This is a genomic window from Mesorhizobium sp. LjNodule214, assembly GCF_964252735.1.
GTDB lineage: Bacteria > Pseudomonadota > Alphaproteobacteria > Rhizobiales > Rhizobiaceae > Mesorhizobium.
Map to the genome: position 1 here is coordinate 433,148 of NZ_CAXUPE020000003.1, position 26,908 is coordinate 460,055.

The 26,908-nt window shown below is 64.6% G+C and carries 21 protein-coding genes and 1 pseudogene; 13 read left to right on the forward strand and 9 right to left on the reverse strand.

Features of this window, described 5'->3' with window-relative positions; translation table 11 throughout:
• Positions 1 to 6: 6 nt before the first annotated feature.
• Positions 7 to 1,170: an aldo/keto reductase gene (locus ACSQ3Z_RS27400; RefSeq protein WP_436174404.1), complete on the reverse strand. Its 1,164-nt coding sequence runs from the start codon at positions 1,168 to 1,170 to the stop codon at positions 7 to 9.
• A gap of 108 nt (positions 1,171 to 1,278) precedes the next feature.
• On the opposite strand from ACSQ3Z_RS27400, the gene ACSQ3Z_RS27405 reads away from it, so the two are divergent.
• Complete coding sequence (locus tag ACSQ3Z_RS27405) at positions 1,279 to 2,169, forward strand: LysR family transcriptional regulator (protein WP_436174405.1); 891 nt, start codon at positions 1,279 to 1,281, stop codon at positions 2,167 to 2,169.
• 260 nt (positions 2,170 to 2,429) lie between these two features.
• Positions 2,430 to 3,227 (forward strand): annotated as a pseudogene (locus ACSQ3Z_RS27410) (MipA/OmpV family protein).
• Between the two features lie 31 nt (positions 3,228 to 3,258).
• On the opposite strand, the gene ACSQ3Z_RS27415 reads toward ACSQ3Z_RS27410, so the two are convergent.
• The gene (locus ACSQ3Z_RS27415; RefSeq protein ID WP_436174406.1) at positions 3,259 to 3,417 is read right to left on the reverse strand and encodes a hypothetical protein; all 159 of its coding nucleotides are present in this window, start codon (positions 3,415 to 3,417) and stop codon (positions 3,259 to 3,261) included.
• A 58-nt stretch (positions 3,418 to 3,475) separates the two neighbouring features.
• Between ACSQ3Z_RS27415 and ileS the strand changes: the two genes are divergently transcribed.
• Together ileS and ACSQ3Z_RS27425 are read left to right on the forward strand one after the other, a co-directional pair.
• Positions 3,476 to 6,451 (forward strand): isoleucine--tRNA ligase, encoded by a 2,976-nt coding sequence (ileS, locus tag ACSQ3Z_RS27420; RefSeq protein ID WP_436175163.1) that lies wholly within the window; start codon positions 3,476 to 3,478, stop codon positions 6,449 to 6,451.
• Between the two features lie 190 nt (positions 6,452 to 6,641).
• Positions 6,642 to 7,319, forward strand: a complete 678-nt coding sequence (locus ACSQ3Z_RS27425) for a hypothetical protein (protein ID WP_436174407.1) — start codon at positions 6,642 to 6,644, stop codon at positions 7,317 to 7,319.
• Positions 7,320 to 7,350: 31 nt separating this feature from the next.
• Here the strand turns inward: ACSQ3Z_RS27425 and ACSQ3Z_RS27430 are convergent, their stop codons facing one another.
• On the reverse strand, positions 7,351 to 7,803 hold the full coding sequence (locus ACSQ3Z_RS27430; protein WP_436174408.1) for a nucleoside deaminase: 453 nt from the start codon (positions 7,801 to 7,803) through the stop codon (positions 7,351 to 7,353).
• 181 nt (positions 7,804 to 7,984) lie between these two features.
• Here ACSQ3Z_RS27430 and ACSQ3Z_RS27435 point away from each other — a divergent pair, with 181 nt between their 5' ends.
• From ACSQ3Z_RS27435 to ACSQ3Z_RS27455, 5 genes are all read left to right on the forward strand, one after another.
• Positions 7,985 to 10,117 carry a pseudouridine synthase gene (locus tag ACSQ3Z_RS27435; RefSeq protein ID WP_436174409.1) on the forward strand — a complete coding sequence of 711 codons (2,133 nt, stop codon included), beginning with the start codon at positions 7,985 to 7,987 and terminating at the stop codon, positions 10,115 to 10,117.
• Between the two features lie 13 nt (positions 10,118 to 10,130).
• Complete coding sequence (gene rsmD / locus ACSQ3Z_RS27440) at positions 10,131 to 10,685, forward strand: 16S rRNA (guanine(966)-N(2))-methyltransferase RsmD (protein ID WP_436174410.1); 555 nt, start codon at positions 10,131 to 10,133, stop codon at positions 10,683 to 10,685.
• A 127-nt stretch (positions 10,686 to 10,812) separates the two neighbouring features.
• On the forward strand, positions 10,813 to 12,168 hold the full coding sequence (locus ACSQ3Z_RS27445) for a M16 family metallopeptidase (protein ID WP_436174411.1): 1,356 nt from the start codon (positions 10,813 to 10,815) through the stop codon (positions 12,166 to 12,168).
• A 4-nt stretch (positions 12,169 to 12,172) separates the two neighbouring features.
• Entirely contained in the window at positions 12,173 to 13,564 is a 1,392-nt protein-coding gene (locus ACSQ3Z_RS27450; RefSeq protein ID WP_436174412.1) for a M16 family metallopeptidase, read from the forward strand.
• A complete protein-coding gene (locus ACSQ3Z_RS27455) occupies positions 13,561 to 14,433 on the forward strand; it encodes a patatin-like phospholipase family protein (protein WP_436174413.1) in 873 nt (290 codons plus the stop codon). The genes ACSQ3Z_RS27450 and ACSQ3Z_RS27455 overlap by 4 nt, the downstream gene beginning before the upstream one ends.
• 115 nt (positions 14,434 to 14,548) lie before the next feature.
• Here ACSQ3Z_RS27455 and ACSQ3Z_RS27460 read toward each other — a convergent pair whose 3' ends face one another.
• Entirely contained in the window at positions 14,549 to 15,064 is a 516-nt protein-coding gene (locus ACSQ3Z_RS27460; protein WP_436174414.1) for a hypothetical protein, read from the reverse strand.
• A 41-nt stretch (positions 15,065 to 15,105) separates the two neighbouring features.
• Between ACSQ3Z_RS27460 and ACSQ3Z_RS27465 the strand changes: the two genes are divergently transcribed.
• Positions 15,106 to 15,840 carry a hypothetical protein gene (locus ACSQ3Z_RS27465; RefSeq protein WP_436174415.1) on the forward strand — a complete coding sequence of 245 codons (735 nt, stop codon included), beginning with the start codon at positions 15,106 to 15,108 and terminating at the stop codon, positions 15,838 to 15,840.
• Here ACSQ3Z_RS27465 and ACSQ3Z_RS27470 read toward each other — a convergent pair.
• Positions 15,837 to 16,550: a response regulator gene (locus ACSQ3Z_RS27470; RefSeq protein WP_436174416.1), complete on the reverse strand. Its 714-nt coding sequence runs from the start codon at positions 16,548 to 16,550 to the stop codon at positions 15,837 to 15,839. The two genes, ACSQ3Z_RS27465 and ACSQ3Z_RS27470, sit on opposite strands and share 4 nt — an antisense overlap.
• Positions 16,547 to 18,715, reverse strand: coding sequence for a hybrid sensor histidine kinase/response regulator (locus ACSQ3Z_RS27475; protein ID WP_436174417.1), 2,169 nt, complete (start codon positions 18,713 to 18,715; stop codon positions 16,547 to 16,549). Before ACSQ3Z_RS27475 ends, ACSQ3Z_RS27470 begins: the two co-directional genes overlap by 4 nt.
• 297 nt (positions 18,716 to 19,012) lie before the next feature.
• Between ACSQ3Z_RS27475 and ACSQ3Z_RS27480 the strand changes: the two genes are divergently transcribed.
• A complete protein-coding gene (locus tag ACSQ3Z_RS27480) occupies positions 19,013 to 19,714 on the forward strand; it encodes a response regulator (RefSeq protein WP_436174418.1) in 702 nt (233 codons plus the stop codon).
• Positions 19,715 to 19,813: 99 nt separating this feature from the next.
• Here the strand turns inward: ACSQ3Z_RS27480 and ACSQ3Z_RS27485 are convergent, their stop codons facing one another.
• A complete protein-coding gene (locus ACSQ3Z_RS27485; RefSeq protein WP_436174419.1) occupies positions 19,814 to 21,109 on the reverse strand; it encodes an outer membrane protein in 1,296 nt (431 codons plus the stop codon).
• Positions 21,110 to 21,724: 615 nt separating this feature from the next.
• Between ACSQ3Z_RS27485 and ACSQ3Z_RS27490 the strand changes: the two genes are divergently transcribed.
• Together ACSQ3Z_RS27490 and ACSQ3Z_RS27495 are read left to right on the forward strand one after the other, a co-directional pair.
• Positions 21,725 to 22,546, forward strand: a complete 822-nt coding sequence (locus ACSQ3Z_RS27490; RefSeq protein ID WP_436174420.1) for a carbohydrate ABC transporter permease — start codon at positions 21,725 to 21,727, stop codon at positions 22,544 to 22,546.
• Positions 22,547 to 22,574: 28 nt separating this feature from the next.
• Entirely contained in the window at positions 22,575 to 24,569 is a 1,995-nt protein-coding gene (locus ACSQ3Z_RS27495; protein ID WP_436174421.1) for a glycoside hydrolase family 127 protein, read from the forward strand.
• Positions 24,570 to 24,578: 9 nt separating this feature from the next.
• On the opposite strand, the gene ACSQ3Z_RS27500 is transcribed toward ACSQ3Z_RS27495, so the two are convergent.
• Complete coding sequence (locus ACSQ3Z_RS27500; RefSeq protein ID WP_436174422.1) at positions 24,579 to 25,379, reverse strand: endonuclease/exonuclease/phosphatase family protein; 801 nt, start codon at positions 25,377 to 25,379, stop codon at positions 24,579 to 24,581.
• Between the two features lie 37 nt (positions 25,380 to 25,416).
• Positions 25,417 to 26,877 carry a phospholipase D-like domain-containing protein gene (locus ACSQ3Z_RS27505; RefSeq protein ID WP_436174423.1) on the reverse strand — a complete coding sequence of 487 codons (1,461 nt, stop codon included), beginning with the start codon at positions 26,875 to 26,877 and terminating at the stop codon, positions 25,417 to 25,419.
• Between the last annotated feature and the right edge of the window lie 31 nt (positions 26,878 to 26,908).

Sequence of the window (26,908 nt, forward strand, 5' to 3'; positions counted from 1 at the left end):
ACCGGCTCAGCTCTTTTCCGCCGCTTCGGCGCCTGAATAGACCAGCACGGCGTCGGGCAGGCGCGCGCCCTGAACCTGGATTGCGCCGACCGCGGCATTGAGTTCCGCAAGTTCCTCCGCCGTGAACCGGACCGAAGCCGCGCCGATATTTTCGAGCAGGTGCGGCATCTGGGTTGTCCCGGGTATGGGAACAATCCACGGCTTCTGTGCCATCAACCAGGCGAGCGCGATCTGCGCGGCGGTAGCTTGCTTGCGCTTGGCCCAGTTCTTGATCAGCTCGACGAGCGCTAGATTGTGCGGCAGGTTCTCCGCCGAGAACCGGCTCTCGATCTTGCGGATATCACCGTCGGCGAACCGGGTTCTGGCGTCGAGGGCACCGGTGAGGAAGCCTACGCCAAGCGGGCTCCATGGGACGAAGCCGATGCCGAGCTCCGCGCAAAGCGGAAGCACTTCGCGTTCCGGCCCCCGCCACAGCATTGAGTATTCGCTTTGGACTGCCGTGACCGGCAGCGCGGTGTGAGCGCGGCGGAGGGTGTTCAGTCCCATCTCGGACAGCCCCCAGTGCAGGACCTTGCCCTGGTCCATGAGATCCTTGACCGCGCCGGCGACGTCCTCGATCGGCACATCAGGGTCGACCCGATGCTGGTAGAGCAGGTCAACGCGATCGGTGCGCAGGCGCTTGAGCATGCCCTCGACCGCCAGCTTAATGCGGTCCGGGCGGCTGTTCAGCCCCGGGCGCCGCTCGCCGGTCTCCAGGTCGATGTTCCAACCAAACTTCGAGGTGATCACGACGCGGTCGCGGAAAGGCGCGACTCCCTCGCCAAGGATCCGCTCGACCTCATGCGGGCCGTAGGCCTCGGCGGCGTCGAAGAAGGTGACACCTCGATCGAAGGCGGTCCGGATAATGTTGATCATCTCGGGTCGGCTCGGGATTGTCGTCTGATAGGTCCGGCTCATGTTCTGGACGCCGATGCCGAGGCTGGAGACTTCCAGCGAGCCCAGCTTCTGCCGCCCGCTCAGTGCCGCAGCGCTGTTGACTCCTGTCGCTTGAGCCGTCTCCTGGGCTGGCGCCTGGGCACCGGTGGCCAAGAGAAGAGGCGCCGCCGCGAAACTTCCCGCCGCGCTCAGAAAGCCACGCCGCCCCATGCTTAGAATGCGTTCGTTTGCCATGCCTGCTCTCCTTCTCCGTTGATGCTGCGAAGAAGATAGGGGATGCAGCATCATGCGATAACCTGCTATAATCCACATGAGCCTGTTAGCTGGACTAACAAATACACCATGCAGAACTTCAACGATCTCGCCGCATTTGCGGCCGTCGCCCGAGAGCGGAGCTTTACGCGCGCGGCAGCCAAGTTGGGGGTGTCGCCCTCGGCACTCAGCCAGACCATCCGCAACCTTGAGGAGCGGGTCGGGCTCAGGCTTCTGACCCGGACCACGCGGAGTGTGGCACCCACCGAAGCCGGTGATCGCCTTTTGCGCACCGTGGGCCCGAGGTTCGAGGAGATCGAGGCAGAACTGGCCACCTTGAACGCGCTGCGCGAGAAGCCGGCCGGAACGGTCCGCATCACCACCGGTGAGCACCCGGCGATTTCCGTACTGCAGCCCGCGCTCAAGCGGTTCTTGCCGGGCTATCCCGACGTCCAGGTTGAGATCATCGTCGACTACGGCCTGACGGATATCGTCGCCGAGGGTTATGATGCCGGCGTCCGCATGGGCGAGCAGGTCGCGAAGGACATGGTGGCTGTCCGTATCGGGCCGGACATCCGCATGGCCGTGGTCGGTTCGCCGCAATACTTCAAGCGCTTCCCAGCCCCGCAAACCCCGCAGGACCTAACCGCGCACAAATGCATCAACATGCGGCTGCCGACTTACGGGGGACTGTTCCCGTGGGGTCTCGAGAAAGACGGCCGCGAGGTGAAGGTGCGGGGTGACGGCCAACTGGTCTTCAACAATCTTGGCATGCGCCTGAGTTCAGCACTGGACGGGTTGGGGGTCGCCTACATGCCTGAGGACCAGGTGCTTCCGCACGTTGCCGAGGGGCGGCTTATCCGGGTGCTGGAGGAATGGTGCCCGTACTTCCCCGGCTATCACCTGTACTACCCAAGCCGGCGTCACACGTCGCCGGCTCTATCCCTGCTGATAGACGTCCTGCGTCACCGGAGCGGTTGATCGAGTTCGGCGCTTGTCCGGCTGCTGCCAATGCGTGCTGCGATCACGGCGCCTCGTTCAATTGGCTACAATGTCAAACAGTTCGGCCGCGATGGCTGCTGCCAATGCGTGCTGCGATCACGGCGCCTCGTTCAATTGGCTACAATGTCAAACAGTTCGGCCGCGATGTTACGGATCTTAAGTCAAATTTTACTGAACCGGCGCCATGGCTTGAGCCCTGCCGGGCGTTCTCTCCAGTGTGTTTCGCGTAAAGGGTGATGATGCGTATTGTCAGGACGATTCCGCTGCTTCTCGCCTCCGGGCTGCTCACCGTGTCCGCCGCGAATGCCGGCAAGGGGAGCTGGCTCTCCGGCGACTGGTATCTGACGCTCGGAGCCACGGGTCTGGTCGCGCCCGGATTTCGAGGGCGGCAAGAGGTACATGCTCAGCGCCCAGCCGATCATCTCGCTCGGCAAGGCCGGTCCTCAGGCGCGCTTCACCTCGCGCAACGACAACATCTCGCTGGCGCTGATCGACGACGGCAGCGTGCGGGCCGGCCTGACCGGAAAACTCCTGTTTTCCCGCGACAGCGACGATGAGCTGAAGGGCCTCGACCCGTGCGCTGGGGCGGCGAGGCCGGCGGCTTCTTCGAATTCTATCCGCTGGACTGGGTACGCGCCCGGGCCGAGCTCAGGCACGGCATCCGCGCCCACAACGGCTTTGTCGCCGACATCGCGGCGGATGCCTTTTACGACGTGACGCCCACGGTCCGCATTTCGGGCGGGCCGCGCATTTCCTTCGCCTCGGCGGACTATTTCGACGCCTACTACGGCGTCAACGCTACGGAGGCGGCGGCGTCCGGCCTCAGCGAATACCATCCCGGCGGCGGGCTGAAGGCGACCGGGCTTGGGGGCGCGGTAACCTGGAAGGTGACCGAGCCGATGACAGCCAGCCTGTTCGGCGAATATTCGCGCCTGATGGGCCCGGCGGCCGATTCCAGCCTGGTCAAGGAGCGCGGCGACCGCAACCAGTTCACGGTCGGCGTGTCGACCACCTATCGCTTCGACTTTTCGATGTAGCGATTTGAACTGCGTGCTTTATTCCTGACGCCTAATCCGCTAAAAGCCCGGCCATGACGAGCTTTTCGCGCCTTTTTGCGATTGCGATACGAATTACGAGCCCGGTGTTCCGGGTGGCCTGAGAGCCGCCGGAGCCGCCGGGAATCTTGGCGTGCGCCTCTCGCGCTTTTTCCAGATCATGATAGTTCAACGCCCGAGCTCTTTTGCCGCCGGGCAGTGCACATGGCAGACCGATGACTGACACCCCAATGACCGATACCGCTGAAACGATCGACTATTCCAAGACGCTCTACCTGCCGCAGACGGATTTCCCGATGCGCGCCGGCTTGCCCGAGAAGGAGCCGCTGCTGGTCAAGCGCTGGCAGGACATGGACCTCTACCGCAAGCTCAGGCAGGACGCCGCCGGCCGCACCAAGTACGTGCTGCACGACGGCCCACCCTACGCCAACGGCAACATCCATATCGGCCATGCGCTGAACAAGATCCTCAAGGACGTCATCACCCGCTCGTTCCAGATGCGCGGCTACGACTCGAACTACGTGCCCGGCTGGGACTGCCACGGCCTGCCGATCGAATGGAAGATCGAGGAGCAGTACCGCGCCAAGGGCAAGAACAAGGACGAGGTGCCGGTCAACGAATTCCGCAAGGAATGCCGGGAATTCGCCGCGCACTGGATCTCGGTGCAGGGCGCAGAGTTCCAGCGGCTCGGCGTCGTCGGCGATTTCAAGAACCCCTATACGACGATGGCCTTCCATGCCGAGGCGCGCATCGCCGGCGAACTGCTGAAGTTCGCCATGTCGGGCCAGCTCTACCGCGGCTCCAAGCCGGTGATGTGGAGCGTGGTCGAGCGCACGGCGCTGGCCGAGGCCGAGGTCGAGTACCAGGACTATGAGAGCGATATGATCTGGGTGAAATTCCCAGTCGCCAGCCTCGCCCGCCCGGTGTCCGGCGCTGAAGGCGAACAGGCGGCGGCATTGTCCGAATCCTCGCTGGACCTGCTCGAAGCCCATGTCGTCATCTGGACGACGACACCTTGGACCATCCCCGGCAACCGCGCCGTCAGCTATTCGCCGCGCGTCGCCTATGGGCTCTATGAAGTCACGGCGGCGGAGAACGCATTCGGCCCGCAGCCGGGCGAGAAGCTGATCTTCGCCGACGCGCTCGCCGAAGACTCGGCGGCCAAGGCCAAGATCGCCTTGAATCGCCTTCACAACGTTTCGGCCGAACAGCTTGGCAGCCTTACGCTTTCGCACCCGTTCAGGGGGCTCGATGGCGGGTATGAATACCCCGTGCCGATGATCGCCGGCGAACATGTCACCGACGATGCCGGCACCGGCTTCGTGCATACCGCACCCAGCCACGGCCGCGAGGACTTCGACGCCTGGACGGATGCGGTGGCCGAGCTGCTCAAGCGCGGCATCGACACGGCGATCCCGTTCCCCGTCGACGATGCCGGCTTCTTCACCAAGGACGCGCCGGGTTTCGGGCCGGACCGCGAGGGCGGCGCCGCGCGCGTCATCGACGACAATGGCAAGAAGGGCAACGCCAACCAGGCCGTCATCGACGAACTGATCAAGCGCAACGAGCTGTTCGCGCGCGGCCGGCTGAAGCACAGCTACCCGCATTCGTGGCGGTCGAAGAAGCCGATCATCTTCCGCAACACGCCGCAATGGTTCGTTTATATGGACAAGGAGCTCGGCGACGGCACGACGCTACGCAGCCGCGCGCTGAAGGCGATCGACGACACCCGCTTCGTGCCGGCGGCCGGCCAGAACCGCATCCGCGCCATGATCGAGGAGCGCCCGGATTGGGTGCTGTCGCGCCAGCGCGCCTGGGGTGTGCCGATCGCCGTCTTCGCCGACGAGGACGGCAATGTGCTGAAGGACGAAGCGGTCAACCAGCGCATCATGGAGGCCTTCGAGACCGAGGGCGCCGACGCCTGGTTCGCGGCCGGCGCCAAGGAGCGTTTCCTCGGCAATCATGACGCTTCTAAATGGAAGCAGGTCATGGACATCCTCGACGTCTGGTTCGATTCGGGTTCGACCCATGTCTTCACGCTCGAGGACCGCCCGGACCTGAAATGGCCGGCCGACGTTTATCTCGAAGGCTCCGACCAGCATCGCGGCTGGTTCCACTCCTCGCTGCTCGAAAGCTGCGGCACCAGGGGCAGGGCGCCCTATGACACCGTCGTCACCCATGGCTTCACCATGGATGAGGAGGGGCGAAAAATGTCGAAATCGCTCGGCAACACCGTCGTGCCGCAGGACGTGATCAAGCAGTCCGGCGCCGACATCTTGCGGCTCTGGGTGGTGACGACCGACTACTGGGAAGACCAGCGGCTCGGCAAGAACGTGCTGCAGACCAACATCGACGCCTACCGCAAGCTCAGGAACACCATCCGCTGGATGCTGGGTACGCTCGCCCATGACGATGGCGATGAGGTCGCCCTGGAGAAGATGCCGGAGTTGGAGCGGCTGATGCTGCACCGGCTGGCCGAACTGGATGATGTCGTACGCTCCGGCTACGACGCCTTCGAGTTCAAGCGTGTCACCCGCACGCTGCTCGACTTCATGGTGGTCGAACTGTCGGCCTTCTATTTCGACATCCGCAAGGACGCGCTTTACTGCGACGCGCCGTCCAGCGTGAAGCGCAAAGCCTCGGTACAGGTCGTGCGCCATTTGTTCGACTGCCTGGTCAGGTGGCTGGCGCCGATGCTGCCCTTCACCATGGAAGAGGCCTGGCTCGACCGTCACCCCGACGCCGTTTCGGTGCATCTCGACCAGTTCCCGCAAATCCCGGAAAACTGGAGGAACGAGGCGCTGGCGGAAAAGTGGCGCAAGGTGCGGCAGGTTCGCCGCGTCGTCACCGGCGCGCTTGAGATCGCGCGTGCCCAGAAGGTCATCGGCTCGTCGCTCGAGGCGGTTCCGGTCGTCACCATCGACGACGCGGCGCTCGAAGCGGCGATATCGGACGTCGACATGGCCGAGATGGCGATCACTAGCGACCTTGTTATTACGCATGGCAAGGCGACTGACGGCGCTTTCACGCTGGACGACGTCAAGGGCGTGGCCGTGGTGGTGGAGAAGGCTGAGGACCGTGGCCTGGTGAAATGCGCGCGTTCATGGCGCTACACCGCCGATGTCGGGCAGGACCGGGCATTCCCCGATGTCTCGGCGCGCGACGCGGCCGTCCTGCATGAGCTGAAAGCGCTTGGCCGTTTATAAGCCGGTGCAGAAATACCACGCCGGGCAGCGCTTTGCTGCCCGCGCGTTGCCCTTAACGACCGGTTGAGATAAACACGCGAAACTCCGGACGACAAATTGTCGCCGGATTTCCGTCGCAAGTGCTTGAGTGATGGGGACCGGACCTTTGGCCGGCGGCGATCGAGAGGCTGTCTAAGTGGGACTTTTTGGCATGACCGAGAGAACTTATGCGCGCGTTGCGCTGCTGGCGCCGCTTGTCGTATCAGGCCTCGCTCTGTCCGGCTGCATGAGCTCGCCCACCTACGGAACCGACAAGACCGCGGGCGAACAGCTTGCCGGCGACCTGTCCAGCGCCTTTTCGATCTCGCCGAAGCGGGGAGAAAAGATCGACTACAAGCCGCGTCCCGAGTTGGTGAAGCCGGCACCGGGACAGAAGGAAAACCTGCCGCCGCCGCAGGAGAGCATCGAGACGGCGAGCGCCGACTGGCCCGAATCGCCCGAGGCGCGCCGTGCCCGCCTGCGTGCCGACGCTACCGCCCACCAGGACGATCCGGCCTACCAGTCGCAGATCGTCGACGACGTGCAGACCGATCCGGTGGCGGTGAAGAAGGCGCTGGCGGATTCGGCCTCGAGCCACCCGCCGCGCTGGTCGCCGGCGGATTCGGACAAGGGCCGCGCCGCCGAGATCCAGCGCCGCATGGCCGAAGGCAAGCAGGGCGATCCCAACACCCGCAAATATCTGAGCGAGCCGCCTCTGGACTATCGCGTCGCCTCCGGCACCGCGCCACAGGGCGAACTCGGCGAGGACGAATACAAGAAGGAACGCCGCCTCAAGAAGGAGGCGCAAGGCAAGAAGAGTGGCGGCTGGTTCGACTGGATGGGCCTGTAAGCCACGAAGAAGCGTTCCGGCGCGCATCTGTTCAGGCTTCGCGCCGCTCCCGGAAAAAATCCTTGAGAATGAGGGAAGCTTCGCTTTCGCCCATGCCCGGGTAGATGTCGGGCGTGTGATGGCAGGTGGGTGAAGCGAAGAAGCGCACGCCGTTGACCACCGCGCCGCCCTTCTCGTCGGCGGCACCGAAATAGAGCCGCCGCAGCCTGGCGAAGGAAATCGCCCCGGCGCACATCGCGCAGGGCTCCAGCGTGACATAAAGATCATGGCCAGTCAGCCGCTCGCTCGCGAGCGCCTGGCAGGCCGCGCGGATTGCCAGCATCTCGGCGTGCGCAGTGGGGTCGGCAAGCTCGCGGGTGCGGTTGCCGGCTTTTGCCACGACCGTGCCGCCGCTGGCGACGACCGCGCCGACCGGCACTTCGCCACGCAGCGCGGCAGCCTCGGCCTCCTTCAGCGCCAGCGCCATGAAATCCGGCCGCTTCACGCGGTTTCCATTCCGATTATCTCCTCGCCACCTGACGGTGATCCTGTTATCTAGCGCCTAACCCCGAAAATCGGACTCAGGTTTTCGGAAACGATCATGCGCCAAATCAAAGTGCTACAGCGTCCTTTGCGCGTCCGAAAGGATGCGCCACGCTGTAGCAGCGCAAACAGGCAAAGGCCACATGGACGACAACGACAAGAAATTCCGGCCCAAAAAAGGTCCGGGCAAAAGCGGCCCGAGAGCCGCGGCACCGCGCGGCCGCGATGGCGCTGCCGGCAAGGGCGGCAAGCCGTCCTTCGGTGCCAAGAAACCTTACGCGCCGCGTGGCGACCGGCCGATGGCCGCCGAAGGCGAACGGCCGAAACGCGATTTCAAAAGCGGCGACCGGCCATTCAGCAAGGGTCCGCGTCCCGAAGGCAAGCCCTATGAGAAGCGCGAAGGCCCGCGCAAGCCCTACGCACCGCGTGGCGACCGGCCGATGGCCGCCGATGGCGAGCGGCCGAAGCGCGATTTCAAGAGCGGCGAGCGACCGTTCAGCAAAGGTCCGCGCCCCGAAGGCAAGCCCTATGAGAAGCGTGAAGGTCCGCGCAAGCCGTACGCGCCGCGTGGCGATCGGCCGATGGCTGCCGACGGCGAGCGGCCGAAGCGCGATTTCAAAAGCGGCGACCGGCCGTTCAGCAAGGGGCCACGCCCCGAAGGCAAGCCGTATGAGAAGCGCGAAGGTCCGCGCAAGCCCTACGCGCCGCGTGGCGACCGGCCTGTGGCCTCGGAGGCCGAAGGCGGCGAGCGCCGCTTCGAGCGCCCGAGTTTCGGCGATCGTCCAAAGCGCGACTTCAGTGATCGCCCAAAGCGCGACTTCGCCGATCGGCCCAAACGCGATTTCGGTGGCGATCGGCCGCGCGCACCGGGTGCCGGCTCGTCGGGTGGCGGCTTCAAGCCGCGCCCGCGTCCTGCCGAGGCGGCGGAAGAAGCCGGCGAGCGCATCGCCAAGCGGCTGGCCCGTGCCGGCCTTGCCTCGCGCCGTGACGCCGAGGAACTGATCGCTGCCGGACGCGTCAAGGTCAATGGCCGGGCTCTGACCTCGCCGGCCTTCAACGTCATGCCCGGCGATATCATCCATCTCGACGGCATGGAGATCCCGCCGATCGAGCGCACAAGACTGTTCCTGTTCCACAAGCCGGCCGGCGTCGTCACCACCAACCGCGACCCCGAGGGGCGGAAGACCGTGTTCGACGTGCTGCCGGCCGACCTGCCCAGGCTGATGACCATCGGCCGGCTCGACATCAACACGGAAGGCCTGCTGCTGCTCACCAATGATGGCGGCCTGTCGCGCGTGCTCGAATTGCCGGCCACCGGCTGGCTGCGGCGCTACCGCGTGCGCGTCCACGGCAAGGTCGAGGAAAGCGCGCTCGCCGGCTTGCGCGAAGGCATTGCCGTAGACGGCGTCTTCTATGGCGCCATCGAGGCGAGCCTCGACCGCGAGCAGGGCTCGAACGCCTGGCTGACCATCGGCTTGCGCGAAGGCAAGAACCGCGAGGTCAAAAATATCCTCGGTTCGCTCGGCCTCGACGTGACACGGCTGATCCGCATTTCCTACGGGCCGTTCCAGCTCGAGGATCTGCCGGAAGGCCATGTGCTGGAGATCAAGGGCCGCGTGCTGCGCGACCAGCTCGGCGAGCGCCTGGTCGAGGAATCCGGCGCCAATTTCGACGCCGAGATCACAAAACCGTTTTCCAACAAGCCGGTGCGGCGGACCGAGCCGCGCCATGAGGAAACCGAGCGGCCGAAATTTGCGCGCGACGGGGTCGATCGCCGGCCGATCGGCGAGGGCGGCCTGATCAAGAACCGCAAGCGCCGCGAAGGCAGCCGCGACGAGGCGCTGGGCAAGCTGTCGACAAGGCCCGAGAGAGGTTCCGGTCCGGAAAAGAGCTTTGGCGAGCGCGGTCCCAGGCCTGAGCGCAGCGATTTTGGCGACAAACCGCGTGGCGGTTTTGGCGACAAGCCTCGCGGTGCATTTGGAGGCAAGCCGGGGGGCGGCAGGAAATCCGAGCGCGAACAGCGGCCGATCGAGCCACCGGGCCAGCGCAAGGCCAATGTCTGGATGGCGCCGGGCGCGCGTCCCATCGGCAAGGGCAGGGCGGATGCCGATGCCGCCAAGGCGGCTGAGGCCAAGGCGCGCAAGGCCTCGTACAAGCCGGCCTATGGCAAACCGGCTGGCGCAAAGCCGTTCGGCAAGCCACGTGGCGAGCGTCCGGACGGCGGCAAGGGCGGTGACCGGCCGCGCGGCGGTCCCAAGGGTCCCAGGACCAGATGAGGCCCAGACCTAAATGAGAATCGTCGGTGGTGAGTTTCGCGGGCGTCCGCTGGCGACGCCGCGCGATCATGCCATCCGCCCAACCACCGACCGCACCCGCGAGGCGGTGTTCAACGTGCTGGCGCACCGCTTTGCCGAAAAGCTCGAAGGCGCGCGCGTGCTGGACCTGTTCGCCGGCACCGGGGCACTCGGCCTCGAGGCGCTGTCGCGCGGTGCGTCCTACGGCGTCTTCATCGAGGAATCAGCCGAAGGGCGTGGCCTGATCCGCACCAATGTCGAGACCTTCGGCCTGACCGGACGCACCAAGATTTTTCGACGCGATGCCACGGCTTTGGGCGAGGCGGGCACGCTTTCGGCTTTCGGCCTGGTCTTCGCCGACCCGCCCTACGGCAAGGGCCTTGGCGAGCGCGCGCTGCGCTCGGCCAAGGTAGGCGGCTGGCTTTTGCCTGGCGCGCTCTGCGTGGTCGAGGAGGTGGCCTCGGTGTCCTTCGAGCCAGGACCGGGATTTTCGGTGGTCGACGAGCGTGGCTATGGCGAGACGGTGATCCGGTTTATCGAGGTGGGGTGAGTGAGGCTCTCCCTTCTCCCACAACAAGGGGAGAAGGAAGAAGCGCCGCCTCGAAAATGACGAACAATTCACTTTGCCTCGTCTATGAACCCCGCCTATCGTCCCGCCATGACAACCGGAGCCGTCGATGACACCTCATACTGAATGGCTGCGGAGTGCGGTGCTCATCACGGCGCTGGCCGTGGCCGGCCCCGCGCTCGCCGCCGACGATGGCAAGGTCACCAACTTCCTGCTTAACAACGGCATGGAGGTGATCGTCATTCCGGATCACCGCGCCCCGATCGTCACCCATATGGTGTGGTACAAGATCGGCAGCGCCGATGAGCCGCCCGGCAAATCTGGCATCGCGCATTTCTTCGAGCATTTGATGTTCAAGGCGACGACCAACCACGGCGCCGGTGAGTTCGACCGCGCCGTCTCAACCATCGGCGGTTCCAACAACGCCTTCACCTCATACGACTACACCGCCTTCCACGAGACGGTGGCGCCGTCGGCCCTTGGCGAGATGATGAGCTTCGAGGCAGACCGTATGCGCAACCTCATCCTCACCGACGATGTCATCAAGACCGAGCGCGATGTCATCCTGGAAGAGCGCCGCTCGCGCATCGACAACAGCCCGCAGGCGGTGCTCGACGAGGAGGTCGACGCCACGCTCTGGCAGAACCAGCCCTACCGCATCCCGGTGATCGGCTGGATGCAGGAGATGGAAAAGCTGAACCGCACCGACGCCATTGGCTTCTATGACAAATACTACCGGCCCAACAACGCCGTACTGATCGTGGCCGGCGATGTCGAGCCGGACACCGTGAAGGCGCTGGCCGAGAAGACCTATGGCAAAATCGCGCAGGGCCCGGATTTACCCCCGCGCATCCGCCCGGTCGAGCCGGAGCAGAACACCAAGCGCACGGTGACGCTGACCGACGCGCGCGTTTCCGTGCCGAGCTTTTCGACGCAATGGGTGGTGCCGTCCTATCGCACCGCCAAGCCCGGCGAGGCCGAGGCGCTCGATCTGCTGGCCGAGATCCTTGGCGGCGGCAACCGCAGCCGGCTCTACCAGCAACTCGTGGTGAAGCAGGGCATCGCCGGGGAAGCCGGCGCCTGGTTCCAGGGCACCATGTTAGACGCCACCAACTTCACCGTCTACGGCTCGCCGCGCGGCGACGCCAAGCTCGGCGATGTGGAAGCGGCGGTCGACGCCGAGATCGCCCGCATCGCCAAGGACGGCGTCACGCCGGACGAGTTGGAGAAGGCCAAGGACCGCTATGTCCGCTCGGTGATCTTCGCCCGCGACAAGCAGGACGACATGGCCAACATGTATGGCTCGACGCTCGCCACCGGCGGCAATGTCAAGGATATCGAGGAATGGCCGGACCGCATTCGCAAGGTCACCGCCGACGAGGTCAAGGAAGTCGCGGCGCGCTATCTGGTGCTGGACCATTCGACGACAGGGTATCTCTTGCCGCAGCAACAGGCGGGGAATTGATTTGATGACGATGCAGCACAGCGGCCTCTTTCCTTCTCCCATAAGGGGAGAAGGGGGCGCCTGGCGGGGAGAAGGAAGAGCCCGGCACGCCCTCTCCACCCTCTTCCTCTCCATTCTCTTCCTCATCCTGCCAGCGCTCGCCGCGCGGGCGATGGACATCCAGGAGGTGACGTCGCCCAAGGGTATCACCGCCTGGCTGGTCGAGGATCATTCGGTGCCGATCGTCACCATCCGCTTCGTCTTCGACGGCGGCTCCACACAGGATCCGGCCGGCAAGGAGGGGCTTGCCAATCTGATGACCGGCCTGTTCGACGAGGGCGCCGGCGATTTCGACAGCGACGCTTTCCAGGTGAAGCTCGATGATGCCGGCGCCGAAATGGGTTTCGATGCGCAGCGCGACGGCACCTATGGCTCGATGCGCATGCTTTCCGAACAGAAGGACGCCGCCTTCGACCTGCTCACGCTCGCGATCAACAGGCCGCGCTTCGACCAGGCGCCGATCGACCGCATCCGCGCCCAGATCCTGTCCGGCATCATCGCCAATGAGCGCGACCCCAACGCCATCGCCCAGCGCAAATGGCTGCGCGCGATCTATGGCGAGCATCCCTACGCCCGGCCCGACGAGGGCACCAGGCAGAGCATCGCCACCATCACGCCCGACGATATCAGGGCTTTCTACAAGGCCAGTTTCGCTCGCGACGGCCTGCATGTCGCCGTGGTCGGCGACATCGATGCCGCGACTTTGAAAGGCAAGCTCGACCAGGTCTTCGGCGACCTGCCGCAGAAGCAGGCGCTCGCCCCAGTCGCCGACACCGCCCTACAACTCGGCCAGCAGGTGGAGGTGAATTACGACCTGCCGCAGACCTCGCTGCAGCTCGCTTTTCCCGGCGTGCAGCGCAACGCCCCGGATTTCTTCGCCGCGGTGCTGATGAACCAGATCCTCGGCGGCGGCACCTTCACCTCGCGCCTCCACGACGAGGTGCGCGAGAAGCGGGGGCTGGCCTATGGCGTCGATTCCAACCTCGTCGACCACCAGCATTCCAACGCGCTGATCGTCACTACGGCGACGCGTTCGGACCGCGCTTCCGAGACCCTCGACATCGTGCGCAAGGTGGTGAAGGAGATGGCGGAGCAGGGGCCGACCGAGGCCGAGCTGGAGGCAACCAAGAAATACATGATCGGCGCCTATGCGATCAACAATCTGGATTCCTCCAGCGCCATCGCCGCGACGCTGGTCGAGCTGCAACTGGACAAGCTCGGCATCGACTACATGCAGCGCCGCGCGGCGCTGATCAATGCGGTGACGCTCGATCAGGTCAAGGCGGCGGCGAAGAAGCTGCTGTCTGCCGAGCCGGCGATCATGATCGTCGGGCCGGCTTTGGGGGGCAAGGGATGAGCCCCACCTTCGGTGTTGCCTTTGGTGGCGGCGGCGCGCGCGGGCTGGCGCATATCCATGCCATCGAAGCACTGGACGAACTGGGCATCAAGCCGGTCGCCATCGCCGGCTCCTCGATCGGCGCCATCATGGGCGCCGGCATGGCCTCTGGCATGACCGGCAAGGACATCCACGATTATGCCCGCTCGATCCTCAGCCGCCGCGCCGAGGTGGCGACGCGCATGTGGCGCGCCCGCCCGGGCAGCCTCGCCGAGGCGATGCAGGGCGGCATCCGCGTCAGCCAGTTCAACATCGAGCGCATCCTGAAAGCCTTCCTGCCCGACGCCATCCCCGAAACCTTCGCCGAGCTGAAGATCCCGCTGCAAGTAACGGCGACCGACTATTTCGGCCACAAGCTCGCCGTGTTCGACGACGGCGACCTGCATTCGGCATTGGCCGCCTCGGCCGCCATTCCCGCCGTGTTCCGCCCGGTGACGCGCGACGGAAGGGTGCTGATCGACGGCGGCATCTACAACCCCGTGCCGTTCGATCTCATCGAAAAGGCAGCCGACATCATCATCGCCATCGACGTCGTCGGCGCGCCGAGCGAGATCGAGCGCAAGCATCCGACCACGGTCGACCTGATGTTCGGCGCCACCCAATTGATGATGCAGTCGATCATCGCCAACAAGCTGAAGCAATGCCGGCCCGACATTCTGGTCCGCCCGGCGGTGTCGAAATACCGCGTGCTCGACTTCATGAAGATCGACGCGCTGATGAGCGAAACCGTCGATATCAAGGACGAGTTGAAGCGCGAGATCGAGAAGGTGGTGGAGAGGCTGGGCAAGGCCGGCAAGACGAAGCGCACCAGGAGCGTCGGCCGCGTTTGATTTCGCCATGACGGCCAACGGCCATCGCGCATGACCCCAGGAAACTGGTTCCAGGATCATGCGCGAATTCAAGGGTTGGAGCGGCCTTTGCGCGTCCGGTCTGATGCGGGACGCTTTAACGCCTTGTCGAGGATTTGGACCGGTCATGGCCGGTCCCACCGCCGCCGCCCGCGCCGTGCTGAACGGCCGGAAGGCCGGTGATGTTCTTGCCGCCGGTCGAGAGCTGGACGCTGCCCTTTTGGACTGCCGGCAGGTTGGTGATGCCACCGCTATGCTGGACGGCAGGCAGATTGCCCAGGTTCGAGCCAGCGATGGAACTGCCGCTTGCAGCGCCGGCCGGGGCCACTAGGCAGGCCATTGCCGAGGCAGCGGCCACGTAAATCCTAAAACTGTTCATCTTGATTTCCTTCTCTTTGGGGGAGCCATCCCGCCGGGTGCGCTCCATGGGCAGGCTTTTCGCTGCCGGATGTTTCAGGCGATTGCCGAATTCGTCCGAATTGTTTCGATTGTTGCGATCCGCCTGGGACGAACGTCCGCCTGTTGTCCGCAAACGATGACGATGGTGGTGCGCGAGCCTCCCGGCGACACAAACGAAACCTTCACCCGGCAAATCGGCAAATCCAGGCAACATCGCTGCGTCATCCGTGGCGCCAGAACGAGGAGGTTCTGGCGATGCAAACCTTGCAAGCAAGCAATGGCGGATCGGATGGCGACGCGACCGCTGCCCGCACGGCGCGTCTGGCCGTCCTGGCGGGCACGCCTGGCCTGCTGCTGACGGCTTACGCGGCCGCCACGTCAACGTCACTGACCATCCGCGCCGATCTCGCGCTGACGCTGATGGACATGCTGGTGCTGGTCGTTGTCGCGGTCGTGGCCGGTGGCACGAAATCGGGCATCGGCAAGCGCCGGGCAGCCCTGGCCGAAACCCTCGCTAACGCCCTTGCTGCCCTCGGCATGTGTCTTTCCATGGCTGTCGTCGCCGGCATCGCGGTCCAGCGCATCACGGCCGGCGGCGTCGAACCGCACGGTTCCGGCGTGCTCCTCGCCATGAACCTCAATCTCGTCTATGCCGCGGTCAATTTCTGGATCCTGCGGCGCTGGAAGGCCCGCAACGCCCTTGCTGCGTCCGCGCTGGCGCGCGCGCAGATTTGCCTGTTCTCCGACAAGCTCTCGTCGAACCTGTTGATCGCCGTGTCGCTGGCAACAGCCATGGTCTGGGAAGGCACGATAATTGCCCGTTTCATCGATCCGGTTGCCGGGCTGCTGATCGCGACCGCAACCGCGCGCTGGACCATTCCCGTCGTGCGCGATACCTCGCGCAGCCTGCGCCGGGAAGTTCGCAAGCGGGTGGGACGGCGTGAGGCACTGCAACAGACGCCTGCATCTGGTCGCAAGTCGTCGGTCTAGCGCCGTCCTACCTCATCGCGGGCGGGCTCGAAGACATAGCCTTCGCCGCGCACTGTCACTAGAACCGCCGGCGCCTCGGGTTCGGCCTCGACCTTCTTGCGCAATCGCGTGATGCGGATGTCGATGCTGCGGTCGCCCGGCTCGAGGTCGCGGTTGTGCGCCAGCCTGCACAGCTGGTCGCGTGACAGGATCTGCCGGGGATGGCGCGCGAACACGCAGAGCAGGTCGAATTCCATGGGCGTGAGTTCCACGTCGGCGCCGTCCGGATCGACCATCGTACGGCCATCCATATCGAGCACGCAGCGGCCGAAACGGATGCGGTTTGCCGGCGCCCGCTCTTCCTCGCCCAGGCGCCTTATGACGCTCCTGACCCGCGCCAGAAGTTCACGCGGTTCGAAGGGTTTGGCCATATAGTCGTCGGCACCGGCGGCGAGGCCTTCGAGCCGGCGCGGCAGATCTCCGACGGCGGTCAGCATCAGGATGCCAATGCTGCTCCGTCCGGTGATTTCGCGGGCGAGGTCGTAGCCGCTTTCGCCGATGAGATTGACGTCGAGAATGACCAGGTCGGGGCCGAAGCGGTCGAGTTCGGCACGCATGCCGGCTCCATCCGCAATGGCGCGGACGTCGAAGCCGTGCACGGGCAGGTAGTCGCACAGCATCTCGCGCAAGGGCGCTTCGTCGTCGACGATGAGCAATTTCTGCCTGGTCACGGTCTGGCCTCTTCCATTGCGCTGAGGCGCTCCGTCACCAGCCTGCGAAAACTTTGCGGATCGAGCGGCTTTTCGATCACGGGCGCGCCCGTCTCGCCGATGAAGCGATCGATTTCGGGGGCCAGCGTGTCGCCGGTCACGAACAGCAGCCGGCTGGCGAGCCCGGGGCGCACCTCCTCCAAGGCACGATAGAGGCCGGGCCCATCGAGGCCGGGCATACGTATGTCGCTGATCAGCAGGTCGACCCTTTCGTGGCGCACGGCCCTCAGGGCGGCATGGGCGTCGTCCGCGATGGTCACGTCATGGCCATCGCGCCTGAGCAACTCGGCGATCATCGCGGCGATATCGGCATCGTCGTCGACCACCAGAATGCGCGCGGCCGATGGCGCTGTGGGCGCCTTGCCTGCCGTCGCCGGCGCCGAAACCGCATCGGTCTTGCCGCTCGGAAGCCGGATCCTGAAGCGTGCCCCGCCGCCCTCGGTCGAATCCAGCTCTATGCTGCCGTCATGCGCCGTCACGATGCCGTGGCAGACGGACAGGCCGACGCCGGTCCCTTCGCCGGCAGATTTGGTCGTGTAGAAAGGCTCGAAGGCGCGCGCCCGCACCGTCTCCGGCATGCCCGGACCATTGTCGGCCACCACGATCTCGACGGCGCCGTCTTGTCCGGTGGTAATGATCGTCAGCCGCCGTGGATGCGGAACCTGTAGCAGGGCCTGCTGCGCATTCACCGCCAGATTGGTGATGACCTGATGCAACTGGTCCCGGTCGCCCCAGATATTGGCAAGCCCATCCTCGAGTTCGGTGCGGATCTCGATGCCGGCCGAGCGCAGGCTGTAGGCGGCAAGTTCGAGCGAGGCGATGACGACTTCATTGATGTCGACGGCACCTCTTGTCGGCGGTTTCTTGCGCGCCATGGCTAGGAACGTCCGCACGATGCGCGAGCACCGTTCGGCCGCCGCATGGATCTTGTCGGCGCGTCCCACGGTCGCGCTGTCGGTCGAGAACTCCTTCAGCATCGAACTGTAGCCGATGACGACCGAGAGCGGATTGTTGAGCTCATGCGCCACGCCCGCCAGCAGCGAACCAAGCGCGGAGAGCTTTTCGGATTGATAGAGCGTCTCGCGCTGGCGGGCGATCTCCGCCTCGGCTTCGCGCTGGCGGGTGATGTCGGTGACGGCGGCAAGCATGGCGGGTCGGCCGCCGCGCGTGATCAGGCGCGCCGAAACCAGCGTGTCGATCCGCGTCCCTTGCATGGTGGTCATGCCGGCCTCGAATGCGTCGACGAGGCCGTCGCGCAGCAGAAGCCGCATAAGATCGTCGCGACGGGTGCGGCTTTCCCAGGTCGATATCGCTTCCGCGCCGACCTGGCCGATCTCGATGCCGAGTATCTTGCGCGCCGGTTCGTTGACGAACAAGATTTCGGGCCCGTCGATTGCCGAGATGGTAATCGGCAACGGCACGCCCTCGGCGATGGCGCGGAACTGCGCATCCCTTTCTCTCGACAGTTTCTCGGCTTCGATGCGCGCCTGTTCGGCGTACACGCGGTCGGAGATGTCGCGGCCGACCGACTGCACCTCGATCAGCCGGCCTTCGTCATCGAAGATGCCGTGATCGTTCCAGGCCAGCCATCGGTTGATATTACCCGGCATCGCATTGATCAATTCGATGCTGGCGTTCGGGGCCTCAGGGGTGAGCCGGCCGAGATACTCGACAAACCGGCGCCGCTCGTCAGGCGGAAGCACGTCGAGTTCACACCAGGATGGGCTGAGAAGCTCTTCCCGGGTCTTGCGGCATGCCCGACAATAGGCGTCGTTGACGAAGGTCAGGTAGCCGTCTGGCGACATGCGAACGACGAATTCGGTCTGCAGTTCGACGACGCTGCGGTAGCGCTGCTCGCTGGCCTCCAGCGCCTCGCGGGCAAGCTGCTGCTCGGCATCGGCGCCGCCCTGAAAGCCCGCCGGACGGGCAAGGTCACGCACCAGCGTCCTGTGCATGGCAGCGAGGAAAGCCAGCACGCCCGCCAGGATGAGCGCATAGGGCAGGAGCGGCGCTTGCCAACTGTAGGACTGGTGCAGGCCGAGACCGGCGATAAGCAACAGCAGCGGAAGGCTATACACGGCTATCGCGAGCGCATGGCGCCGGGGCAGGTTCGAGGAGGTCGGCAAGGCGAGATCTCCACTGATGCGCCGATGGCGCCGTTCCCTTATGGCCAGTGGATGGAATGGCTCCCGACCTGTCAAGCCGGCCATCCGTAGTGTCCAAGTATCGCTCATGGCGTTGCCGGGCACTTTGGCGGGGCGAGGTTTCACGACGATGCCGCCGCGCGGTCTTTCCGGAGTGCCATTGTTTCAACCTGTCGAGCCGGAACCGGACATCGCCGGCGGGGCAGGGTACGCCTTGCGGTTGACCCTACACGAATGCCCTGTACGCTCCGGTGGTCGCTCACGGCATCGGGGGAAGGCATGGCCGACATCATTGTCGTGGACGACGAGACCGACGTGGCGTTCATGATCGCCGACTATCTGCAGGCAAAGGGTTATGGCGTCCGCACCGCATCAGGGGGCGCCGAACTGCGCGCGGCGATAACGGCGGCAAAGGCCGACCTTGTTGTTCTCGACCTCAATATGCCCGGCGAGAACGGCTTCAGCCTCGCCCGCTGGCTGCGCGAGCATCATGATGCGGGCATCGTCATGCTGACCAGCGCCGATTCGGTCTTCGACAAGGTGGCGGGCCTTGAGGTCGGCGCCGACGACTACCTGGTAAAACCCTTCGCGCCGACCGAACTGGAGGCGCGCATCGCCGCGGTGCTGCGCAGGCGCCGGCCGAAAGGAGCCGATGGCGCCGATCCCTTACCGGCCGGGCATTTCGCGTTCGGCGCCTATGTCTTCGATGCAGTCGCGCGGACACTCAGCGACGCCGAGGGCCGACCCATGTCGCTGACCCCGATGGAGCTCGACCTGGTCGCGGCTTTCGCCACGCGGCCGGGCCAGGTCATTGGCCGCGACGAACTGCTCGACCTTGCGCCGCCGAGAGGCGACGAGCCCTTCGACCGCAGCATCGACAGCCGCATAACCCGGCTGCGCCGCCGGACCGAGAAGGACCCTGCCAAACCGGAACTGATCAAGACGATCCGCGGCGTGGGGTATTTGTACCCGCGGCGGTGAGGCGCCCGCGGCAGCATTCTATGTGGGAAACAAAAAGGCCCGCCGGCATTGCCGGCGGGCTCTAGCTGTTTGCCTGGAGGGCCTTGGTTGAAGGGGCTTTTAGTTGAACTTGTACTTGGCGTCGATCCGCACCGTGTGGAAGGAAGGCGTCGAGGTAAGGGTGCCGTCCGGCGCGCCGAGATCCGCCGAAAAATCCTTCTCGGCGAATTGCGAGTAGCGATATTCCAGGCCGACCGTCATGTTGCTCGATACGGCCGTTTCCACACCGCCACCCACCGAGAAGCCGCTGGAGCCCCAGTCGAGGATATCGTCGATGGGCGCCGAAGCATTCAGGTCGAAATGCTGCCAGCTGTAGCCGGCGAGCGCGTAGGCGAGCGTCGATTCGTTGACCTTCATGCCGAGGCGGCCGAGCACGTCGAAGCCGTAGTCGGTGTCGAGGTTGATCTGGCCGCCGGGGACTTCCACCTTCGACGTCATGCCGGAATAGCGTGCGTCGACCATGACGCCTGCCACCCAGCTGCCGAAATCCTGGTCGTAGCCGATGCTCGCCTCGCCGAACACGCCTTCGCCGCCGATCCCGTTCAACGACACGCCGGCCGGCGGAACGTCGAGCTGGTGCACGACCGCGCCCGCACCGAAGGCGCCGCCGGCATAGAAGCCGGTCCAGCTGTAGGCGGGCGCCTCGAAGGCCGCGCCGCCGCCGTTCTGGGCGCCAAAGCGATAGTTGGCGGCCACCTGGAACGTATGCCGCGAGGTGTCGAGATTGAGAGCGCCATCCGGCGCGCCGAACTGGGAGAGCAGATCGTCATTGGTGCCAAAGCGCGTGTAGCGATACTCGCCCTTGATCGTCCAGTTGCCGGCGACGACTGTCTCGACACCGGCGCCGACGAAATATCCGCTCTGGTCCCAATCGAGGTCAAAGCCCGCGTTGGTGTCCAGCTTGTATTTCTGCCAGGAATAGCCGCCCAGCACATAGCCCAGGGTGTTCGGCGTGAAGAGATAGCCTGCGCGCAGGCCGGCATCGAAGCCGTAGGTTTCCTGGATCGAGGCGCTGAGCCCGAATGCATCAAGCGAGGTCTCGATATTGCCGAAATGGGCGTCGATCAGCCCGCCCAGCAGGAAGCGCTGCGAAACCATATAGTCGTAGCCGACGGTCGCCTCGCCGTAGACGCCTTCGCCGCCGATGCCGTTCAGCGACAGGCCCGGGATGAAGTCGCTGCTGATCTCATGAACGTTGGCGCCGGCGCCGACGCCGAAGCCGACATAGAGCCCGCTCCAGTTGAACCCGGACGCCTCGACCGGCTGAGCGACATCGGCCGCATGCGCGGCGGACATCAAAGCCACCGTCGAAACGGCGCACAAAAGAATAGATTTCGCAGAAAAGCGCGTGAACATCGCCCGTACCCCCAATGAATAAGCCCAGCGTGTCTTAGCAGGAGGTGATTAAATTGGTGGTTGTATAAATGCCACAGCGGTTGGCAAACTGCCCAAACCATGGGCATTTTCCGGAACTGCCCCCAGGAAAAATCAGCCGCAAAGGGTCGTTGCACCCGCGCAACCACCTGCGCGCCCTTGTCGGCACTGGCGCAGTTCGGCACCAACGAATCGCTGTGTTGGATCAGCGCCTTCGACGCCCCGCGAGGTCGACACCATCACCACTTCATCCACCACCACGCGGCCAGCACCCGCGAGATCGCCACCAGGCGATCCACGCATCGCAGCGCATTGTGACTGGCGTTTCAGCCGTCACGAAGCCAGGCCGGTCGGCACCGTTTCTGCGTAGTTTCGACGTGCGCCGTTGCCGCAGAGCGCTGGCTCTTTTAGACCTCGGATAGATTTTGCCGGTATCTATCCGGAAAAAAGGAGCCGGAAAGTCATGACCGAGATCTGGCATTCACTCTTCGCCAATCTTGCCCTGGTCTCCATCCTTGTGGTCGCCTGGGACCTTGTGGCGGATTTCACCGGGCGTCTCTCGCGGCGGATCCAGTCGCTGCTTCTCGGCGTGGTCATGTGCGTAGGCTCGATTATTTCCATGGCGACGGCCCTGTCCGTCTCCGGCTTCGTCGTCGATCTGCGCGCCGCCTTCATTGCTGCAAGCCTTCGCAGGAGGCGCGCCTGCCGCCGCTGCCGCCCTGGCCGACCACCGGCTTCTCGGTCGAGAACTACGGCACGCTCAACACCTTCGGCGACGGGCTCTGGCTGCCGGCGCAAAACAGCATCTACGTCTCGGTAATGACGGTGGTGTTTTCCGTCATCGTCAGCGTGCTTGCCGGCTACGGTTTCTCACGCTTCCGCTTCCCGTTCAAGGACCTGCTCTTCGTCGTCATCCTGTCGACGATCATGATCCCGTTCCAGTCGATCCTGACGCCGATCTTCCTGGTGCTGACCAAGATCGGCCTGCACAACACGCTGACCGGTCTGGTCTGCGTCTATGTCACGCTGCAATTGCCGTTCTCGATTTTCATGATGCGCAATGCCTTCGACGCTGTGCCGCGCGAGATCGAGGAGGCGGCCCGCATGGACGGCGCCAACAACGTCACCATGCTCGTCAGGGTGATGCTGCCGCTGGTCTGGCCGGGCATCGTCACCATCGCGCTGTTCGCTTTCCTCGGCGCCTGGAACGAATTCCTGGCGGCCCTGGTGCTGATGACCGACCAGTCCAAATTCACGCTGCCGATCATGATGACCGCGCTGCAATCCGGCCGCTTCGGCGCCATCGACAGGGGCGCGGTGCAGGCGGGCGTCACCGTGATGATGGTGCCGTGCCTGATCCTCTTCTTGTTGCTGCAGCGCTTCTACATACGCGGCCTGATGGCAGGGGCCGTGAAATGACCAATCGCATTCGAACGGAGTTGAATTGATGACCGCAACGCAATCCGCCAAACAACCCGCCAGTCAAGCCGGCAAGCCGATGCTCGCCTTCCGGCCGCTGCCGGTGCCGCAGGTCGATGTGCGCGGCTTCTGGGGCGACCGCGTCAATGCCGTGGCCTCGCGCACCGCCGACATCCTCTACGAGCGCTGCGTCGCGGCGCGCATGCTGGAGCAGATCGATCCAGACCGGCCGTCGCCGGGCGTCGTCATCCCGTTCCACTCGCCATCGCCCGACGAAGTCTCCTTCACCGGCAACGAGTTCACCGGCTCGACGGTGACCACCCAGATGTTCTGGGACTCCGACTGGGGCAAGACGATCGAGACCGCGGCCTATTCGCTCTACCGCCGCCGCAATGATGCGCTTGAGGTCAAGATCGACGCCGTCATCGACATGTACGGCAAGCTGCAGCAGCCCGACGGTTATCTGTCGAGCTGGTACCAGCGCATCCAGCCGGGCCTGCGCTGGACCAATCTGCGCGACTGCCACGAACTCTATTGCGCCGGCCATCTGATCGAAGGCGCGGTCGCCTACTACCAGGCCACGGGCAAGCGCAAGCTGCTCGACATCATGTGCCGCTATGTCGACCATATCGCCGACAATTTCGGTCCCGAGCCCGGCAAGAAGAAGGGCTATTGCGGCCATGAGGAGATCGAGCTGGCGCTGGTCAAGCTTTCGCGGGTCACGGCCAAGCAGAAATACATGGCCCTGGCAAAGTACTTCATCGACCAGCGCGGCCAGCAGCCGCATTATTTCGACGAGGAGGCGCGCGCCAGGGGCGCCGATCCGAAGGCCTATCATTTCAAGACCTACGAATACAATCAGTCGCACAGACCCGTGCGCGAGCAGGACAAGGTCGTCGGCCATGCCGTGCGGGCGATGTACCTGTTTTCCGGCATGGCCGACATCGCCACCGAATATGGCGACGACACACTCAGGGTGGCGCTCGACCGTCTCTGGGACGATCTGACCACCAAGAACCTCTACGTCACCGGCGGCATCGGGCCGTCGGCGCACAATGAAGGTTTTACCGCCGACTACGACCTGCCCAACGAGACCGCCTATGCCGAGACCTGCGCCTCGGTCGGGCTGGTGTTCTGGGCCAGCCGCATGCTCGGCATGGGGCCGAACGCGCGCTATGCCGACATGATGGAGCGGGCGCTCTACAACGGCTCGATCTCCGGCCTGTCGCTCGACGGTTCGCTGTTCTTCTACGAGAACCCGCTGGCAAGCCGCGGCAAGCACAACCGCTGGAAATGGCACCGCTGCCCGTGCTGCCCGCCCAATATCGGCCGCATGGTCGCGTCGATCGGCAGCTATTTCTACGGCCTCTCGGACGATGCCTTGGCCGTCCACCTCTATGGTGACTCGACGGCCCGTTTCGAGATCAAGGGCCGACAGGTCGAGCTGGTCCAGACCAGCAACTATCCCTGGGATGGCGCGGTCTCGATCAGCGTCGAGCCGGAGGCGCCGGTCGAGTTCACCTTGCACTTGCGCATACCGTCCTGGTGCCGCAAGGCGGCGCTCAAGGTCAACGGCGCCGCTGTCGATCTGGAGAGCGTGAACAGCGACGGCTATGCCGCGATCCAGCGCGAATGGAAGCGCGGCGACCGAGTCGAGCTCGAGCTCGACATGTCGATCGCCCGGCTCTTCGCCAACCCCGAAGTGCGCCAGGACATCGGCCGCGTCGCGCTTGCCCGTGGTCCGCTGATCTACTGCGTCGAGGCAACCGACAATGCCGGCCAATTACACCGCATCACCTTGCCGCGCACGGCCGAGATCGAGGCGCATGCCGAGCCGAAGCTGCTTGGCGGTGTCGTCACGCTCTCGGCCATTGGCACGAAAGAGGCGGCGGAGAACTGGAACAGCGGCCTCTACCGCACCGATGCGCCCAGAATCGAGGAGACGAAGCTGAAGGCGGTGCCTTATTTCGCCTGGGACAACCGCGAGCCTGGCGAGATGCTGGTCTGGCTGCGGGACGGGTGAGGCGCCGCGTTACAGGTGCACGAAAGCCGTAAGCGGCAGATGATCGGAGGCGACCCGCGAAAGCGGCGTGTCATGGGCTTCCACCGACGAGATCATCCCGTGCCGGTTGGCCATGATCCGGTCGAGCGCGAGCAGCGGCAGGCTCGACGGAAAGGTGGGAACCGCCGGCGGCGACGGACCGAAAGTCGTATGCAGCGTGTTCAGCGCGGACCGATTGCCGAGCCGCCATTCGTTGAGGTCGCCGAGCAGCAGCGTCGGCTTTTCGTCCGGGCTGTTCATGATATCGAGCACGACGCGCGCCTGTTCGGAGCGTGAGCGGCGCAGCAGGCCGAGATGCGCCGCGATGACGCGCAGCGTCCGTTTCTCGTCCATGTCGATTTCGGCAACCAGCGCCCCGCGCGGCTCCAGTCCCGGCAGCTTTATCTGGTGGACATCGCGAACGGTGCCGCGTTTGAATAGGAGCACATTGCCGTGCCAGCCGTGCCCCTTGCCGTTTCCCGACACCGGCACGGGCACCAGGCCCGTCTCCATTTCGAGACGCCCAAGATCGAGAAGCCCGGCGCGGTCGCCGAAACGGTTGTCGGCCTCCTGCAGCGCCATGACATCGGGTGCGATTTCCCGGATGACGCGGACAATTCGTTCGGGGTCGAATTTTCTGTCGACGCCAACACATTTGTGGACGTTGTAGGACGCGACCAGCGCACTGGCGCCGTCCACGGGCTCACGCGGCTCGGTCCTCGTCGTCCGGGATTTTCGGCGGCGAATGGACAGGAGCATGTTCTCAGGAAGGTTGCGTCCGGTTCTCTGCATCGTGTCTGCTGCTCGTCTTCCCCAGATATAGGTCCGGCTAGAGATAAGGCGATCCCAACCACAGCACCCGGTCGAACAGGCGAACGATGAATGGCCGGGCCTTCAAGGCTTCGAACGTCACTTGTGTCGCGGATTGAATTGCCAATCCGATACGCGTTTCGATCTCGGCGGCAAAGCCTGCATCCAGAACCTCCATGTCGATCTCGAAGTTCAGCCTGAGCGACCGGGCGTCGAGGTTGGAGGAGCCTATATAGGCCCACACCCCATCGACCGACAGCAGCTTCGAATGATCGAACGCCCCCGCGTGGCGCCACACGCGGCAATAGTGCTTCAGCACCTGGTCGAACTGCGCCATCATGGCGCGGTCGACGAGGAAGAGGTTGTTCACCGCCGGCACGACGATGTCGATCTCGACGCCGCGCCTGGCCGCCGTGGTCAGCGCGCTGATCAGCTCCCGGTCCGGCAGGAAATAGGGCGACATGATACGGATCGATTTGCGGGCGACGGAAAATGCCCCCATCAGCAATTTGTGGTTCGTCTCGATGCTGGCATCCGGCCCCGACGCCACCGCCCGCACCAGCATCGGCTGATCGGGAGGCGGCAAGGGCTTGTCCACCTGCCAGGCATCGCCCTTCAGTGCCTCGTTGCCGGCGAAGCGCCAATCCTCGGCGGCAACCGAAAAGAGGTCGGCCACGACCGGTCCGGTGACCTGGAAGTGCGTATCCCCAGCGCTGGTGGAGCCCGCGAATTCGGCTGAGAATCCCTTTCGGATGTTCATGCCTCCCGTGAACGCCACCATGCCGTCGACAACCAGGATTTTCCTGTGCGTTCTCAAGTTTGCATAGGGAAGTCGCAGGCCCATGACGATGTTGCCGTTGAAGAGATCGACGGTGATGTTGGCCTCGCGCAGGAGCTTCAGGATGCTGGGGACCGAGTAGCGGACGCCAACGGCATCGATCAGCACGCGAACGCTGACGCCTCGTCGGACCGCTCCGGCCAGCGATTCGGCGAAAAGCCGCCCGACATCGTCATTGTCGAAGATGTAGGTCTCGAGCAGGATGCTGCGTTGAGCATCGTCGATCGCCCGGCACATCGCGGCATAGGCCTCGTCACCGGTCTTCAGGATCGCAATTGCGTTTCCCGACGTCAGGGCGCGCCGCGCCACCCTGTCGCCCAATGTCTTCAGGCCAGCGAAACGCTGGCCGTAGCGCTCGAAGATCAGCTCTTCACTGGCGATGTCGCGCTCGCGCTTTGCAGTTGCCGCCTCACCGGCGGGCGGCCGCTGCGCGCTGATCGTTGCACGGCGGATCCGGTTTATGCCGGCAACGGTGTAGATGATCGCGCCAAGGAATGGCGAAAGCAGCATTACGCCCACCCAGCCGGTGGCCGCGCGCACGTCTTCCTTTGTCATGATGGCATGAGCGATGCCGACGGTCGCCATCGCCACCGAAATGATCAAGATAAGCTGAGGCCAGTGACTCGCTATGGTCTGCAACATCGGCAGGACTATTGAGCGAGCGGTCGCAGAA